This window comes from Vibrio sp. Vb1018, assembly GCF_033338775.1.
Taxonomy (GTDB): Bacteria; Pseudomonadota; Gammaproteobacteria; order Enterobacterales; family Vibrionaceae; genus Vibrio; species Vibrio alginolyticus.
In genome coordinates, this window is record NZ_JAWOTI010000019.1 from 1 (window position 1) to 15,704 (window position 15,704).

The 15,704-nt window shown below is 46.1% G+C and carries 17 protein-coding genes; 15 read left to right on the forward strand and 2 right to left on the reverse strand.

Annotated elements, in window-relative coordinates:
- The 15 genes from R7Z10_RS17850 to fliJ all read left to right on the forward strand — a co-directional run.
- The coding region (locus R7Z10_RS17850; protein ID WP_254661342.1) for a flagellin at positions 1–105 on the forward strand (105 nt) is incomplete at its 5' end.
- A 288-nt stretch (positions 106–393) separates the two neighbouring features.
- Positions 394–1,524 (forward strand): flagellin, encoded by a 1,131-nt coding sequence (locus tag R7Z10_RS17855; protein ID WP_005380449.1) that lies wholly within the window; start codon positions 394–396, stop codon positions 1,522–1,524.
- Between the two features lie 92 nt (positions 1,525–1,616).
- Positions 1,617–2,051 carry a flagellar protein FlaG gene (gene flaG / locus R7Z10_RS17860; protein WP_005384493.1) on the forward strand — a complete coding sequence of 145 codons (435 nt, stop codon included), beginning with the start codon at positions 1,617–1,619 and terminating at the stop codon, positions 2,049–2,051.
- Between the two features lie 21 nt (positions 2,052–2,072).
- Complete coding sequence (fliD, locus tag R7Z10_RS17865; protein ID WP_258634394.1) at positions 2,073–4,067, forward strand: flagellar filament capping protein FliD; 1,995 nt, start codon at positions 2,073–2,075, stop codon at positions 4,065–4,067.
- Positions 4,068–4,070: 3 nt separating this feature from the next.
- Complete coding sequence (locus tag R7Z10_RS17870; RefSeq protein ID WP_017820817.1) at positions 4,071–4,376, forward strand: flagellar protein FliT; 306 nt, start codon at positions 4,071–4,073, stop codon at positions 4,374–4,376.
- Between the two features lie 12 nt (positions 4,377–4,388).
- Positions 4,389–4,799 carry a flagellar export chaperone FliS gene (gene fliS, locus R7Z10_RS17875; RefSeq protein WP_005380457.1) on the forward strand — a complete coding sequence of 137 codons (411 nt, stop codon included), beginning with the start codon at positions 4,389–4,391 and terminating at the stop codon, positions 4,797–4,799.
- 287 nt (positions 4,800–5,086) lie between these two features.
- On the forward strand, positions 5,087–6,553 hold the full coding sequence (locus R7Z10_RS17880) for a sigma-54 dependent transcriptional regulator (RefSeq protein WP_005384490.1): 1,467 nt from the start codon (positions 5,087–5,089) through the stop codon (positions 6,551–6,553).
- A 201-nt stretch (positions 6,554–6,754) separates the two neighbouring features.
- Complete coding sequence (locus R7Z10_RS17885) at positions 6,755–7,786, forward strand: PAS domain-containing sensor histidine kinase (RefSeq protein WP_005380459.1); 1,032 nt, start codon at positions 6,755–6,757, stop codon at positions 7,784–7,786.
- Between the two features lie 36 nt (positions 7,787–7,822).
- Positions 7,823–9,232 (forward strand): sigma-54 dependent transcriptional regulator, encoded by a 1,410-nt coding sequence (locus R7Z10_RS17890; RefSeq protein ID WP_213886952.1) that lies wholly within the window; start codon positions 7,823–7,825, stop codon positions 9,230–9,232.
- Positions 9,233–9,354: 122 nt separating this feature from the next.
- Complete coding sequence (fliE, locus tag R7Z10_RS17895) at positions 9,355–9,666, forward strand: flagellar hook-basal body complex protein FliE (protein WP_005384482.1); 312 nt, start codon at positions 9,355–9,357, stop codon at positions 9,664–9,666.
- Between the two features lie 14 nt (positions 9,667–9,680).
- Entirely contained in the window at positions 9,681–11,423 is a 1,743-nt protein-coding gene (gene fliF, locus R7Z10_RS17900) for a flagellar basal-body MS-ring/collar protein FliF (protein ID WP_053306693.1), read from the forward strand.
- Positions 11,416–12,471 (forward strand): flagellar motor switch protein FliG, encoded by a 1,056-nt coding sequence (fliG, locus tag R7Z10_RS17905; RefSeq protein WP_005380470.1) that lies wholly within the window; start codon positions 11,416–11,418, stop codon positions 12,469–12,471. The genes fliF and fliG overlap by 8 nt, the downstream gene beginning before the upstream one ends.
- Positions 12,472–12,542: 71 nt before the next feature.
- A complete protein-coding gene (gene fliH / locus R7Z10_RS17910) occupies positions 12,543–13,343 on the forward strand; it encodes a flagellar assembly protein FliH (RefSeq protein WP_005380472.1) in 801 nt (266 codons plus the stop codon).
- Between the two features lie 3 nt (positions 13,344–13,346).
- Positions 13,347–14,666 (forward strand): flagellar protein export ATPase FliI, encoded by a 1,320-nt coding sequence (fliI, locus tag R7Z10_RS17915; protein WP_005384474.1) that lies wholly within the window; start codon positions 13,347–13,349, stop codon positions 14,664–14,666.
- Positions 14,667–14,672: 6 nt separating this feature from the next.
- Entirely contained in the window at positions 14,673–15,116 is a 444-nt protein-coding gene (gene fliJ, locus R7Z10_RS17920; protein WP_005380474.1) for a flagellar export protein FliJ, read from the forward strand.
- 40 nt (positions 15,117–15,156) lie between these two features.
- Here the strand turns inward: fliJ and R7Z10_RS17925 are convergent, their stop codons facing one another.
- A complete protein-coding gene (locus tag R7Z10_RS17925) occupies positions 15,157–15,471 on the reverse strand; it encodes an NIPSNAP family protein (RefSeq protein WP_005380475.1) in 315 nt (104 codons plus the stop codon).
- Positions 15,472–15,510: 39 nt separating this feature from the next.
- Positions 15,511–15,654, reverse strand: a complete 144-nt coding sequence (locus R7Z10_RS17930; RefSeq protein ID WP_005394314.1) for a hypothetical protein — start codon at positions 15,652–15,654, stop codon at positions 15,511–15,513.
- Positions 15,655–15,704: the final 50 nt, after the last annotated feature.

Consider the following 15,704-nt stretch of genomic DNA (forward strand, 5'->3'; position numbering starts at 1 on the left):
GAAACGACGGCAATGACCAAATCACAAATTCTATCGCAAGCGTCAAGCTCAATCCTTGCGCAAGCGAAACAAGCGCCAAACTCAGCGCTAAGTCTGCTAGGTTAATTTCAAACCTAAGACGAGAACCTCATTGGCTCGTGGTGAGAGATGAGCGAGTAAACCCAGCTTCGGCTGGGTTTTTTTCTGTCTTTTGGGCCCCCAGGATTTCTGCGAATCACGACATTAGAGCTTCATCACATTTCAGTAAGCCAAAGAAAATAATCGCAAAAAATTGAAAATTTCTTCTAAAGGATATTCATCGGTCGCCGTTAAAGGGACTGAGAGAAATGAGATGTACCTAAGTGAGGTGAGAGACACGACGGTACATTCACTAAAGCCTTAAGGAGATCAATTATGGCGATTAACGTTAATACTAACGTTTCTGCGATGACTGCACAGCGTTACCTAAACCAGGCAGCTGACGGTCAACAAAAATCAATGGAGCGTTTGTCTTCGGGTTATAAAATCAATAGCGCGAAAGACGATGCTGCAGGTCTACAGATTTCAAACCGCTTGAATGCACAAAGCCGTGGCCTAGACATGGCAGTGAAAAACGCAAACGACGGTATTTCTATTGCACAGGTTGCTGAAGGTGCAATGAATGAATCTACCAACATCCTACAACGTATGCGTGATCTTTCGCTTCAATCGGCGAACGGCTCTAACTCAAAAGCAGAACGTGTAGCGATCCAAGAAGAAGTAACAGCGCTAAACGACGAGCTAAACCGTATTGCTGAAACTACCTCTTTCGGTGGTAACAAGCTTCTAAACGGTACTTACGGTACTCAGTCTTTCCAAATCGGGGCGGACTCAGGTGAAGCAGTGATGCTTTCTATGGGTAACCTACGCTCAGACACTTCAGCAATGGGTGGTAAGAGCTACGCAGCAGAAGAGGGTAAAGACGCATCTTGGACTGTTGGTGAGAAAACAGAGTTCAAAATGAGCTACACCAACAAGCAGGGTGAAGAGAAAGAGCTATCAATCAGCGCTAAGCAAGGCGATGATATTGAACAGCTAGCGACATACATCAACGGTCAAAACGATGATGTAAAAGCCTCTGTTGGCGAAGATGGCAAACTACAAGTATTTGCTTCTTCTCAAAAAGTTGAAGGTGATGTTGAGTTTTCTGGCAACCTAGCAGACGAGATCGGCTTTGGTGGTCCGAAAGACGTAACAGTGAAAGACATCGACGTAACCACAGTAGCTGGCTCTCAAGAAGCAGTAGCGGTTATCGACGGCGCTCTTAAGTCCGTAGACAGCCAACGAGCTTCACTCGGTGCTTTCCAAAACCGCTTCAACCACGCAATCAGCAACCTAGACAACATTAACGAGAACGTTAACGCGTCTAAAAGCCGTATTAAAGATACTGATTACGCGAAGGAAACCACTGCGATGACTAAGTCGCAAATTCTTCAGCAAGCAAGTACTTCAATCCTGGCTCAAGCGAAGCAGTCTCCATCTGCAGCGCTAAGCTTGTTGGGCTAAGTGGTAAACCCAGCCTGAGGTCAACACCTTAGTGCTGGGGCACCAAAGCGATAGATTCTATCGTTAGCCCATAAGGTGGAAGGGAGATTGTAATGGATATATCCTCCTACGCATCGAACATCCAGCCTTACGGCACGCCAAATGGCACAAAGTTTGCAAATAAAAATGGCAATGATATAGGCACGTCTAGCCCAGCAAATTCAAATGGTGAGATTTCGCCGCAAAAAGCGAAAAACACCGAATACGACTTCTCTGTTCAAGCTGCGATCGAGATGGCTGAAAGCCGTCAAGAACTGAACAAAGAAGAACGTGAAAAATTGGTCGCACAAATGAATGAATTTGTCACGTCCATAAACAAAGGAGTCGCATTTCGAGTGGATGAAGAATCCGGACGAGATGTGGTGACGATTTATGAAGCCAATACCGGTGACGTGATTCGTCAAATTCCTGATGAAGAAATGCTAGTGGTATTGCGTCGCCTAGCTGAGCACACAGCCAACAGCGGGTTGTTGACTGAAAAAGTGTAAGTCGTTTTTAGAGGTGATTTGATGAGTTTAGGCCCTTTGGGGATGTCTGGCGGCATGGATATTAATTCCATGGTCAGCAAAATTGTGGATGCCGAACGCGTACCAAAGCAGCAACGCATCGACAACGAACGCACGACAATTAATGCCAGTATCAGTGCTTACGGGCGACTCAGAGAATCATTGGATACGATGAAAAATCTCATGGCGAACTTTCGTCAGGAGAAAGCATTTGCCGTTCGCACTGTCGAAACGACCAATGACAATATCGTATCTGCCACGGCAACCACAGATGCTATCGCTGGCAAATATGCTATCGATGTGTTGCAGCTTGCTCAGAGCCACAAAGTCGCTTCTGACGTATTGCCAGAAGACGCAAAATTTGGCCCTGGTAAGCTGCAGATTTCGCTTGGTGATGAGCGTTTTAATATCGATGTTCGTTCCCGATCTAAGCTCATCGATGTCGTACGCGGCATCAATGGCGCTAAAGATAACCCTGGCGTTCGTGCATCTCTTATTAACGACGTCGAAGGTCCACGCCTTATCCTTGCTTCTAACCTCTCTGGTAAGGATCATCAAATCAGAGTCAGTGTGGAGGCCGAAAAAGGCAACCCTCTTAAATACTTCGAATACCAAACACTTGAAGACCGCGTCAACGCGCTTGAAGAAGCTCGTTCAGCGGCGGAAGATGTCTTAGGTCCTCTTAAATTTCCGGAACAACCAGCAGAAGAGCTAGATGCAAACGGCAATCCTCTACCTCCAGAAGAGCAAAAAGCGGCAGACGATGTACAAGATGATGCATCGCAAGCGCCAATCTCTGCGGCGGGTGCAGAAGCAGCCAAAGCTGGTCAAGAAGCCATTGATGAAGCCAACCGACGCGCGAGTTTACACCCTGAAGACAGAATTCCAGGGTGGACAGAAACTGCGTCAGGTACTTTGTTAGACTCTTATGAAGAACCAGAGCTCGAACTCGACGAAAAGGCAATAGAGAAGGCACCAGATGTTCCAGGCTGGAATAATGCCGCATCGGGCACCCTAACCGATTCTTACGTTACGACGAAAGAGGCTAAGCAGCTTCTTGAGCAAGAAAAAGCGGAAATCGAGCAAAAAATTGCGAGTGAAAAGCAAGCGTTAGACGAAAAAGTGGCACGTGGTGAACTTTCCGAAGCGCAAGCTAAGCAAATTCATCGCGCTAAACTTGATCCTCAAGAACGTGAGCGTCTGGAAAAAATTGATGAAGCAGAAGCGAAAATCGCAAAGGCACAATCTGCTTTTGAACAATACCTTGGAATGACAGAAGTACAAGCAGGGCAAGATTCAGAAGTTCTGCTTGATGGAGTGGCAAAGCTATCTAGCCACAACAATGTGATTGAAGATGCGATCGAAGGTGTTGATTTAACGCTAAAAGGCAAATCAGAACCGAATAAACCGCCTGCTGAAATTGGTGTCGAGTACGACCGTCAAAGTGTACGCAACGATATCGAAAACTTTGTGGCAGCGTATAACTCGTTTTATCAAACCTCCCAAGCGTTGGCGAGTGTGGATCCGGTAACTGGTCAAAAAGGGCCGTTGTCAGGTGACAGCACCGTACGCAGTGCAGATTCACGATTAAAATCGGTCTTTTCTACTCGAATCGATAAAGCACCTGAAAACCTAAAGTCCTTAACAGAATTTGGCATTACGACCACACGTCAAGGCACCCTAGAAATCAACTATGACATGCTAGACCGCCAGTTGAACAATAACTTCAACGAGTTAGAAAAGTTCTTCGGTGGCAACACAGGTTTTGCTAAACGAGTAGAAGATGCGATTCACGGTATCACAGGTATTACAGGCAGTATTCGTACTCGAGAAAAAAGTCTCACAGAACAAAACTACCGTTTGAGTGACGATCAAGCGGCATTAGATCGCCGCATGGAAAGCCTAGAGAAGCGTACTCATGCGAAGTTTACCGCGATGCAAGATGCGACCGGTAAAATGCAGGGCCAGTTGGGCGCTTTGATGAGTGCGTTGGGTTAATAAATGCAAAAAGAACTCATGGAAATTAGTGATATAGATCAACTAATTACGCAAGAATTAGAAAAAGTTGATTTTAATGCTGAAGAAATTCTTCGCTTGGTCGATATCAGGGAACGGTTATTGCAAAACCTGTTACCAATTATTCATCAAAATCCTTTGGTTAAGCAGGATGCAGAGTGGCAAGCATTGCTAACTCGTACCAAAAGAATTGTCGAGCTGATGCAATCGGAAACGTCAAAGGTCGGAAAAGAGCTCCATAAGTTTCGTTATGGCCAGCGTTCACTTCAGCAGTACAAAAAATTTATTTAAAAGAGGATTACTATGCGCGGTTCTTTGCAAGCATACAAAAAGGTATCAGTCGACAGCCAGCTTAGCGCGGCTTCTCCGCACAAAGTCATTCAAATGCTTATGGCTGGTGCGATTGAGCGCCTTATTCAAGGTAAAGCAGCCATGCAAGCAGGCAATATTCCAGCAAAAGGTGAGCGCTTGGGTAAAGCGTTAGACATCATTATCGCGCTACGCAGCTGTCTATCTATGGATGACGGTGGTGATATTGCTTCAAACTTAGATTCACTGTATGAGTTTATGATCACGCAAATTTCTGCTGCTAACCATCAAAATGAGCCTCAGCTGATCGACGACGTTATCGACATTATCCGTGAGATCAAGTCCGCTTGGGACCAAATCCCAACAGAGTTTCATAATCTTACCGCTGCTGAAGTTGGTATTTAATAGTCAAAACAATGCGTTAAGATACTAGACGAATATATTTGTCAATTGCGCAACGAGTTGTGTAGCAAAGTTTCTATCAAGCTCACACCTCTCCATTGCTTGGTTGCCTTATTTTTATATTCAAATAAAATAGAAGCCATTAGTAGCCCTAATGGCTTTTTTGTTGCTGATTTTCCTATTTTGTCTATCGTAAATTGAGTGTGGTGGTTCTGCCTTCTTTAGCACCCAATTGCGCAAATCAAGGTTTGGCCGCAACGCACCTAAAATAAAGGCAATCATTCTTACTTATGCATGGTTTGGCAAAGCTGCTTGTAATTGATGATGACGCATCAAGTCGTTTAAATTTAAGCAATATATTGGAATTTGTTGGAGAAAATTGCGAAGCGGTCAGTTCTGATCAGCTCAGCGATGTTGATTGGTCTAGCGTATGGTCGTGCTGTATTGTTGGTAATATTCCAGCAGGTCAAGCGGCGAGTACGGTTATCTCTCATTTAAACAGCGCTTACCACATCCCTCTTCTAGTCATGGGCCGTTTTCCTTTGCCTGTTGATGATCTTCCAAATTTTGTTGGTGAACTAGAGCTGCCGCTTAATTACCCACAGCTTAGTGAAGCGTTACGCCACTGCAAAGATTTTCTGGGGCGAAAAGGAGTGAATGTTGTTGCTAGTGCACGCAAAAACACGCTTTTTCGCAGCTTAGTTGGTCAAAGTAGAGGTATTCAAGAAGTTCGACACCTGATTGAGCAAGTATCAAACACGGAAGCAAACGTGTTGATCTTAGGTGAGTCCGGTACAGGTAAAGAAGTTGTTGCGCGTAACATCCACTATCACTCTTCATACCGCGATGGCGCATTTGTACCTATTAACTGTGGTGCAATACCGCCTGAGCTCCTAGAAAGCGAATTATTTGGTCACGAAAAAGGCGCGTTTACTGGTGCGTTAACTGCCCGTAAAGGTCGATTTGAGCTCGCAGACGGTGGCACTATCTTTCTTGATGAGATTGGCGATATGCCAATGTCGATGCAAGTAAAGTTGCTTCGTGTATTGCAAGAACGCTGCTTTGAACGTGTAGGTGGCAATAGTACCATCAAGGTAAATGTTCGAGTTGTGGCGGCGACACACCGTAATCTAGAAAATATGATTGAAGAAGGTACGTTCCGAGAAGACTTGTTCTATCGTCTGAACGTGTTTCCAATTGAGATGCCAGCGCTGAAAGAGCGCAAACAAGATATACCATTGCTGCTGCAAGAACTGATGACACGTTTAGAGGCGGAAGGCGGACAACCTATCTGCTTTACACCTCGTGCAATCAACTCACTGATGGAGCATAACTGGCCGGGCAACGTACGCGAGTTGGCTAATCTTGTTGAGCGAATGATTATTCTGTATCCAAATAGCTTGGTGGATGTAAACCATCTACCAACCAAATATCGCTACAGTGACATCCCAGAGTTCCAACCAGAGAGCAATCCATTTGTTTCGGTGGAAGAGCAAGAGCGTGATGTATTCCAAGATATCTTCTCTGAAGATTTTAGCTTTGAAGATCAAGACGACCTTGATCACAGCATGAACGCCCCGCAAGCGCTGCCACCGGAAGGGGTTAATTTGAAAGAGCTGCTGGCTGATTTAGAAGTTAATATGATCAGCCAAGCATTAGAAGCGCAGGGTGGTGTTGTAGCAAGAGCGGCCGACATGCTGGGTATGCGACGTACTACGCTGGTGGAAAAAATGCGTAAGTACAACTTACAGCGCTAGGTAAAGTGAAGTTTTTTAAGACGATATCTGAATTATCACTTGTGCTAGTTAACATCGTTTTTCTGGCATCCAAAACCGTTACCTCTGAGTGTCAACTTATTGTCGATGGCTTAACGTCCTGATAAATATAAAAAATAGCTTGGTACGCTAATTGCTTACCAAGCTATTTTAGTTTTAGCGGCGATATTTCGACAGGCAGTAATGGATAACAACACCAATCAATCCCATTTAGATTCCGTAGAGAATCAGGTTGAGCGCTACAAACAGGTGCTCGATGTGATGCCTGCTGGAGTGATTTTGCTCGATACGTACGGAGTAGTGCGTGAAGCAAATCCAGAAGCGCACCGAATTCTTGAGATTCCACTGGTTAACGAAAAATGGTTCAACGTTATTCAGGCGGTGTTTGACCCACGTGAAGATGATGGCCATGAAGTTTCATTACGTAATGGCCGTAAAGTTCGACTCGCCATCTCGGCGTCCACAACAGGTCAATTGATCCTGATTACCGATTTAACCGAAACCCGTTTACTTCAAGCTCGTGTCAGTGATTTACAGCGCTTATCGTCGTTAGGACGTATGGTTGCGTCGCTTGCTCACCAAGTAAGAACGCCGCTGTCGAGCGCTATGTTATATGCATCCAATTTGGGAGCGCCAAATCTTCCTCCAGCGACAAAAGATCGCTTCCAAACCAAATTAATGGATCGACTGCACGATTTGGAAAAGCAGGTTAATGATATGCTGCTTTTTGCTAAAGGTGGTGATAATAAGGTCATTAAGCCATTTACGATTGCCCAGTTGGTAGCGGAATATCAGCCGATGGTCGAAACCGCGCTAAAAAACAACAGTATTGATTACTGCCTAGAAGTGGAAGAAGAACAAACTGAGCTACTAGGCAATGCGAACGCCATTGCATCCGCATTAAGTAATCTGGTCATGAATGCGATTCAAATGTCTGGTAAAGAATCGCAAGTCGATATTTTTTTCCGCCCGGTAAATGGTGAGTTACGCATTTCTGTGCAAGACAGCGGACCGGGAGTGCCCGAAGAACTGCAAGCCAAAATTATGGAGCCATTTTTTACCACACGTTCTCAAGGAACTGGATTAGGGTTGGCAGTTGTTCAAATGGTTTGCCGTGCCCATGACGGTCGATTGGAACTTATTTCAGAGCAGGGTGATGGAGCCTGCTTCACCATGTGCATTCCGCTAGAGCGAGTGCAAACAGAAGCGCAATAAGCGGCTTTTGGTAATAACAATTTCTGGAGAATCATAATGGCGCAAAGCAAAGTGCTGATCGTAGAAGACGATGAAGGTCTTCGTGAAGCCCTAGTCGATACTCTGGCTCTGGCAGGGTATGAGTGGTTGGAAGCGGACTGTGCTGAAGATGCACTGTTAAAGCTGAAATCGAATACGGTTGATATCGTCGTTTCTGATGTGCAAATGGCGGGTATGGGTGGCTTAGCTCTGCTCAAAAGCATCAAGCAGAATTGGCCTAACTTACCAGTATTGCTAATGACGGCGTACGCCAACATTGAAGATGCCGTGTCTGCAATGAAAGATGGCGCGATTGACTACATGGCGAAACCATTTGCACCAGAAGTATTGCTGAACATGGTCAGTCGATATGCACCGATAAAAAGTGATGACAACGGTGACGCGGTCGTGGCAGATGAGAAAAGTCTACGTTTACTCGCGTTGGCCGATAAAGTGGCACGTACAGATGCGAATGTTATGGTGCTAGGTCCTAGTGGCTCAGGTAAAGAAGTGATGTCGCGCTATATTCACAACGCGTCAAATCGTAAAAATGGTCCTTTTGTCGCAATTAACTGTGCCGCGATTCCTGACAATATGCTCGAAGCAACACTGTTTGGCTATGAAAAGGGCGCATTTACTGGTGCTGTTCAGGCATGCCCAGGAAAGTTTGAACAAGCACAAGGTGGCACAATCTTACTTGATGAAATCAGTGAGATGGACTTGAACCTGCAAGCGAAGTTGTTGCGTGTTTTGCAAGAGCGAGAAGTAGAGCGCCTAGGTAGTCGCAAAAGCATCAAGTTAGATGTTCGTGTGTTAGCGACGAGTAACCGTGATCTTAAGCAATACGTGTCAGAAGGAAACTTCAGAGAGGACTTATATTACCGCCTGAATGTATTCCCAATTGCGTGGCCTGCACTTAAAGAACGTAAAGGCGATATTGCACCGCTTGCCAAGCATCTTGCTGAGCGTCATTGCAGCAAAATGGGCATGCCAGTGCCTCAATTCTCGACCGTTGCGTTAGAAAAACTATTGCAATACCCTTGGCCGGGTAATGTTCGTGAATTGGATAACGTGGTTCAACGAGCGCTGATATTAAGTGAAAATGGCGACATCGATGCTGAGCACATTTTGCTTGAGGGCGTAGATTGGCAAGATGCCAATAGCTTACAACACGTGGTGCAAAATGCAGATATGGTCGTGCCCAATGTTAAGCCAGTTGCGCAAGCTGAGAATGTCAGCCGCCCCGTAACTGGTGGAGAAGGCTTAGGCAGCGAGCTGCGCGATCAAGAATACGCCATTATTTTAGAGACTTTGGTTGAGTGTAATGGTCGACGCAAAGAAATGGCGGAGAAACTGGGTATAAGCCCTCGAACCTTGCGCTATAAGCTTGCCAAAATGCGTGATGCTGGTATAGATATCCCGAATTAACACAGACAACGGCCATAAGACAAAAAGTGTAAGTAAATTGATTGCTAATGTCTTATGGCACGTTAATTGCTGTGTCAATAATCAGTTTTGTTAATAGTCAATCTTTTGGCTTAGAGGTGCTAATGAAAATTGATGGTATTCAGGCAGAAATGCGCGCCATGATGGTAGAAGCAACCAATACGGCTCCTACTGCAAGTGGGGCGAAAGTTGGAGCGGATTTTAACGATCTCCTAACTAAAGCCATCAATAACGTGAACACACTTCAAAAAGCATCTGGTGATTTACAAACCCGTTTTGATCGTGGTGATGCCGATGTATCCCTTTCTGACGTTATGATCGCTCGTAACAAGTCTAGTGTCGCTTTTGATGCGACGGTTCAAATTCGCAATAAACTCGTTGAGGCATATAAAGACCTCATGAACATGCCAGTGTAATTTAGGTAATAAGTGTGGCAGACAAGTCTACAGATTTAACCGTCACTGAAGGCGGCTCAGATGGTGCACTGGTAGCAAGTTCCGATGTGGATGTGGAGAGTCAAAATCCAGATCTAGAGGAGCGCAGTGCGTCAAAATTCGATATGGCAGTGGGCGACCTCGATTTACTTCGTCAGGTTGTGCTTGTGCTGTCGATATCCATCTGTGTTGCATTGATCGTGATGCTGTTCTTTTGGGTCAAAGAACCGGAGATGCGCCCACTTGGTGCGTATGAGACCGAAGAATTGATCCCCGTTCTGGATTATCTGGACCAGCAGAAAATCAATTATAAGCTTGATGGCAATACTGTTTCTGTTGAATCGAGTGAGTACAACTCGATCAAACTTGGCATGGTTCGTTCCGGCGTTAACCAAGCTACAGAAGCAGGCGATGATATTTTGCTGCAAGACATGGGTTTTGGTGTTTCACAACGTCTCGAGCAAGAGCGTCTCAAACTCAGTCGAGAGCGCCAATTGGCTCAAGCAATTGAAGAAATGAAGCAAGTTCGCAAAGCACGAGTGTTATTGGCACTGCCAAAGCACAGCGTATTTGTGCGTCATAACCAAGAAGCGTCTGCGTCGGTATTTTTGACATTGTCGACAGGCACGAACCTTAAGCAGCAAGAAGTGGATTCTATTGTCGACATGGTAGCGAGTGCCGTGCCGGGAATGAAAACTTCTCGAATTACCGTCACAGATCAGCATGGCCGCTTACTCAGCTCAGGCTCCCAAGATCCTGCTTCTGCGGCGCGACGCAAAGAACAAGAATTAGAACGCAACCAAGAACAAGCGCTGCGCGAAAAAATTGATTCCGTACTATTACCGATTTTAGGTTATGGCAACTATACGGCGCAGGTTGACATCCAAATGGATTTCAGTGCGGTTGAACAAACTCGCAAACGCTTTGATCCGAACACCCCTGCGACCCGCAGTGAGTACGCACTCGAAGATTACAATAACGGTAACATGGTAGCGGGTATTCCGGGTGCGTTGAGTAATCAGCCTCCAGCGGATGCCTCAATTCCGCAAGATGTGGCTCAAATGAAAGATGGTTCTGTCATGGGGCAGGGGTCAGTTCGTAAAGAGTCCACGCGTAACTTTGAGCTAGATACCACCATCAGCCACGAGCGAAAGCAGACCGGGACGGTGGCTCGTCAGACCGTTTCTGTTGCGATTAAAGACCGTCGTCAAGTTAACCCTGATACGGGTGAAGTGACTTATACCCCAATGTCCGAATCTGAAATCAATGCCATTCGCCAAGTATTAATTGGTACTGTTGGCTTTGATCAAGGCCGTGGCGATTTGCTGAATGTATTGAGTGTAAAGTTTGCTGAGCCAGAGGCTGAGCAGCTAGAAGAACCACCAATTTGGGAGCACCCTAACTTCAGTGATTGGGTTCGTTGGTTCGCAAGTGCATTAGTGATTATTGTGGTTGTGTTGGTTCTGGTTCGCCCAGCAATGAAGAAATTGCTTAACCCTACCAGCGATGATGAAGACGAAATGTACGGACCAGACGGCTTGCCGATTGGTGCGGATGGTGAAACTAGCTTGATTGGCAGTGACATCGAAAGCAGCGAACTGTTCGAGTTTGGCTCAAGTATTGATTTGCCAAACCTTCATAAAGATGAAGATGTATTGAAAGCGGTTCGCGCTCTGGTTGCGAATGAACCTGAACTGGCTGCTCAAGTAGTGAAAAACTGGATGAATGACAATGGCTAACGATATCGTACCTCAAGATGACAACGCCGCGGGAATGCCAGTAGAGCTGGATGTTTCAACCATTACTGGCGAAGAAAAAGCGGCAATTTTGCTACTGAGCCTTAATGAACAAGATGCAGCTGGCATTATCCGTCACCTAGAACCAAAACAGGTTCAGCGTGTTGGTAGTGCGATGGCTCGCGCGAAGGATCTCAGCCAAGACAAGGTATCTGCTGTTCATCGTGCGTTTTTGGAGGATATCCAGAAATACACCAACATTGGTATGGGCAGCGAAGACTTTATGCGTAATGCACTGGTTGCCGCTCTTGGTGAAGACAAAGCCAACAACTTAGTTGACCAGATCCTACTTGGTACGGGCTCAAAGGGTTTGGATTCTTTGAAATGGATGGACCCACGCCAAGTGGCGAGCATTATTGTCAATGAACACCCACAGATTCAAACTATCGTACTGTCTTATTTAGAAGCAGACCAATCTGCAGAGATTTTGTCTCAGTTCCCTGAGCGCGTGCGTTTGGATCTGATGATGCGTATTGCCAACCTTGAAGAAGTTCAGCCATCAGCATTGGCAGAGCTGAACGAAATCATGGAGAAACAGTTCGCGGGTCAAGCGGGTGCACAAGCAGCCAAAATTGGCGGCCTGAAAGCAGCAGCGGAGATCATGAACTACCTAGACAATAACGTCGAAGGTTTGTTGATGGAACAAATTCGCGATCAGGACGAAGACATGGCGACGCAAATCCAAGACCTAATGTTTGTCTTCGAAAACTTAGTCGAGGTGGACGACCAAGGTATTCAGAAGTTGCTGCGTGACGTACCACAAGACGTGTTGCAAAAAGCACTCAAAGGTGCAGATGACTCGTTACGTGAGAAAGTCTTCAAGAACATGTCTAAACGTGCTGCTGATATGATGCGTGATGACATAGAAGCGATGCCGCCAGTACGAGTGGCAGATGTAGAAGCCGCTCAGAAAGAAATCTTAGCAATTGCCCGTCGAATGGCGGATGCTGGTGAGCTCATGCTATCTGGCGGTGCTGACGAATTCTTATAATTTCTATTGCTTCGCAATTATCCTATTGCGGAGCACCCTCACTTCTTAATCGAACACACAATAGGTAACCCATGGCTGGCGATAGAAAACGTGGATTTATCCGTCCTGATGAAGATGATTCGATGATCGAACCTCAACGTTGGGGGCTGCCTGATTATGGCGAGCCTAAAGCCAAACAAGCAAAACAAACCGCGTTCAACTATGACCCGGGATGGGTGCCGAATTTTGATGAGCCTGAAGAAGAGCAGCCACTTGCGCTAACCGAAGAGCAAATTGAACTGATTAAGCAAGGTGCTTATCAAGAAGGCTTACATCAAGGTCAGGAAGCTGGCTTTAAGCAAGGTTACGACAAAGGTAAAGAAGAAGGGTTGCAAGCCGGCCATGCTGAAGGTCTCGAGCTCGGAAAAGCTGAAGGGGTAACTGCAGGGCAAGAATACATTCAGCAGCAAGTTGAAACTTTTATGAACTTGGCCAATCAGTTTGCTCAACCTTTGGAGTTGATGAATGCTCAGGTTGAAAAGCAGCTGGTGGATATGGTGCTCTGCTTAGTCAAAGAAGTGGTGCACGTTGAAGTACAAACCAACCCTCAAATTATTTTAGATACAGTGAAGCAGTCGGTCGAGGCGCTACCAATATCAGGCCACCCTATTACCTTGCACCTGAATCCAGAAGATGTCGCGATTATTCGTTCAGCTTATGGTGAAGAAGACCTTGATTGTCGCAACTGGACGTTAGTTGCTGAACCATCGCTCAATCGAGGTGACGTCCAGATTGAAGCCGGTGAATCAAGCATTAATTATCGCATGGAAGAACGCGTCAAAAGCGTATTGCACAGCTTTTGTGGCGCAAACCGTCATCAAGAGGGTGAGTAATCCATGCAAGCACTCGCTGACCGCTTAAAAAGCTACAAAGTTGAAGGCCTTACGACGCGCCCTGTCGCCTCTGGCAAACTGGTGCGTGTGGTTGGGTTAACGTTGGAAGCGACCGGCTGTCGCGCACCAATTGGCAGTTTATGCTTAGTGGAAACCATGTCAGGTCAGATGGAAGCCGAGGTTGTCGGCTTTTCAGGTGACAACCTATTTTTAATGCCAAGCGAACAAATTACGGGCATTTTACCTGGCGCGAGAGTCACCCCTTTAACCAGTGACGCTGGTTTGCCTGTCGGCATGGAATTACTTGGGCGCGTGATAGACGGGGTTGGGAATCCACTTGATGGACTTGGCCCTTTGTATACCGATCACCGTGCCTCTTTTAATGCCGAACCAATCAACCCGTTGGCTCGAAAGCCAATCTCTGAACCGCTCGATGTTGGCCTAAAAGCCATCAATGGTTTGTTGACGGTTGGTAAAGGTCAGCGTATCGGTCTGTTTGCAGGTTCTGGTGTGGGTAAATCGGTCACGCTTGGCATGATGACGCGAGGCACCACCGCACAGGTTGTGGTCGTCGGCCTGATAGGTGAGCGTGGACGTGAAGTTAAAGAGTTCATCGAAGAGATCTTGGGTGAGGACGGTCGTCGCCGCTCAGTGGTGGTCGCGGCGCCTGCCGATGCTTCACCTCTAATGCGCTTAAAGGGGTGCCAAACGGCATTAACGATTGCTGAATACTTCCGGGACCAAGGGTTAGATGTTCTGCTATTGATGGACTCGTTGACTCGTTTTGCACAAGCACAGCGTGAAATCGCACTTTCTGTTGGTGAGCCGCCAGCGACGAAAGGCTACCCGCCTTCTGTATTTGCCAAGCTGCCAGCGCTGGTTGAGCGAGCGGGTAATGGAAGTGCCGAACAAGGCTCGATTACGGCGTTCTTTACCGTGTTGACCGAAGGGGATGATTTGCAAGATCCGATAGCGGACGCATCGCGAGCCATTCTTGATGGCCATATTGTACTTTCTCGTGAAATGGCGGATGCAGGCCATTATCCGGCGATTGATGTCGAGAAGTCGGTGAGCCGTGTTATGCCGCAAATCACGACTGAAGAGCACGTTTTGATGTCAAAAGCGGTGCGACAGGTCTTGTCTATTTGTCGCAAGAATCAAGATTTGGTCTCGATTGGAGCGTACAAACCGGGTACCGATCCTGCTATTGATGGCGCATTTACTTTGAAACCGAAGTTAGACGAATACTTGCAGCAGAGCATGAAAGAATCGGTGCCATACGATATGTGCGTCAATATGCTTAGAAACATTTTGGGTGGGTGATAGCGCATGAATAATGCGATGGAGTTTCTACTTGAGCAAACTAAGGATCGTGAAGACCAAGCTGTGCTTGCACTGAACAAAGCGCGTTCTGAACTCGAAGATTATTACCGTCAGGTTGAACAAATTGAAAAGTATCGGCTTGATTATTGCCAGCAACTCGTCGACCGTGGTCAGGCGGGCCTAACGGCAAGTCAATATGGACACTTAAATCGATTCCTTACCCAGCTAGATGAAACTTTATCTAAGCAAAAGCAAGCAGAAAGTCATTTCAAAGAGCAGGTTGAAAACTGTAAAGAATATTGGTTAACCGTGCGTAAAGAACGCAAATCCTATGAGTGGATGATAGACAAACGCGAAAAAGAGAAACAACTTGCTGAAGCTAAGCGCGAACAAAAGCAAATGGACGAGTTTTCCACCTTACTTTACAGTCGAAAACCACATCGTTTCTAAACGTTATCGGTTCGATATTGCATTACGGTGTTGCAGCTGACTACATCTCTACCGATTCAAGTAAGGTAACTTTGATTGAGTCTTGTTCAATTAACTCAAACACCTTCGGTCGAATCTCGCGAACCCACCACTCGTTGTATGTTTTTTCGTAGAGAGCCTGGCGTGCTTGTTCATTGTCGAACTCTCTAAGCCAAACAAAATAGTCATGTCCATCATCACCAGTGTGGACGTAAGTATTCAGTACACGCATGCCTTGTGAACGTTGATAGGGCAACAGTTCTTCCTTCATCCAACTTAGCCACTGTTCTGTTTTGCCTGCTCTGATTCTATATTGGCGTAATTCTGTGATCTTCAAAGTGATTCCTTAATTGTTAAGTCAAATGTCTGTTTACGCTTATCGTTTTTCAAAGTCAATCAAGTAGCTGTACATCATGTTAGGAACCAGGTTCTCGGATAGTACTGTTGATGTTTGTTCCATAAACATGCCATCTATTAGCTTACCGAGAATTGGCTCAATATTGTGGTGTGATTTTTGCATTTTAGCTGTCAGTGTCGGGTCTTTTTGACCTTTGTTTGCCGCCAGTATTG

What these genes read in the sequence shown, in the direction of transcription:
- fliJ (WP_005380474.1), top strand. Translation starts at nt 14,673, where the DNA reads ATGAATAATGCGATGGAGTTTCTACTTGAGCAAACTAAGGATCGTGAA.
- fliE (WP_005384482.1), top strand. Translation starts at nt 9,355, where the DNA reads ATGAAAATTGATGGTATTCAGGCAGAAATGCGCGCCATGATGGTAGAA.
- R7Z10_RS17930 (WP_005394314.1), bottom strand. Translation starts at nt 15,654, where the DNA reads ATGCAAAAATCACACCACAATATTGAGCCAATTCTCGGTAAGCTAATA.
- R7Z10_RS17880 (WP_005384490.1), top strand. Translation starts at nt 5,087, where the DNA reads ATGCATGGTTTGGCAAAGCTGCTTGTAATTGATGATGACGCATCAAGT.
- R7Z10_RS17870 (WP_017820817.1), top strand. Translation starts at nt 4,071, where the DNA reads ATGCAAAAAGAACTCATGGAAATTAGTGATATAGATCAACTAATTACG.
- R7Z10_RS17885 (WP_005380459.1), top strand. Translation starts at nt 6,755, where the DNA reads ATGGATAACAACACCAATCAATCCCATTTAGATTCCGTAGAGAATCAG.
- fliH (WP_005380472.1), top strand. Translation starts at nt 12,543, where the DNA reads ATGGCTGGCGATAGAAAACGTGGATTTATCCGTCCTGATGAAGATGAT.
- R7Z10_RS17855 (WP_005380449.1), top strand. Translation starts at nt 394, where the DNA reads ATGGCGATTAACGTTAATACTAACGTTTCTGCGATGACTGCACAGCGT.
- fliD (WP_258634394.1), top strand. Translation starts at nt 2,073, where the DNA reads ATGAGTTTAGGCCCTTTGGGGATGTCTGGCGGCATGGATATTAATTCC.
- fliG (WP_005380470.1), top strand. Translation starts at nt 11,416, where the DNA reads ATGGCTAACGATATCGTACCTCAAGATGACAACGCCGCGGGAATGCCA.
- R7Z10_RS17890 (WP_213886952.1), top strand. Translation starts at nt 7,823, where the DNA reads ATGGCGCAAAGCAAAGTGCTGATCGTAGAAGACGATGAAGGTCTTCGT.
- fliI (WP_005384474.1), top strand. Translation starts at nt 13,347, where the DNA reads ATGCAAGCACTCGCTGACCGCTTAAAAAGCTACAAAGTTGAAGGCCTT.
- fliS (WP_005380457.1), top strand. Translation starts at nt 4,389, where the DNA reads ATGCGCGGTTCTTTGCAAGCATACAAAAAGGTATCAGTCGACAGCCAG.
- flaG (WP_005384493.1), top strand. Translation starts at nt 1,617, where the DNA reads ATGGATATATCCTCCTACGCATCGAACATCCAGCCTTACGGCACGCCA.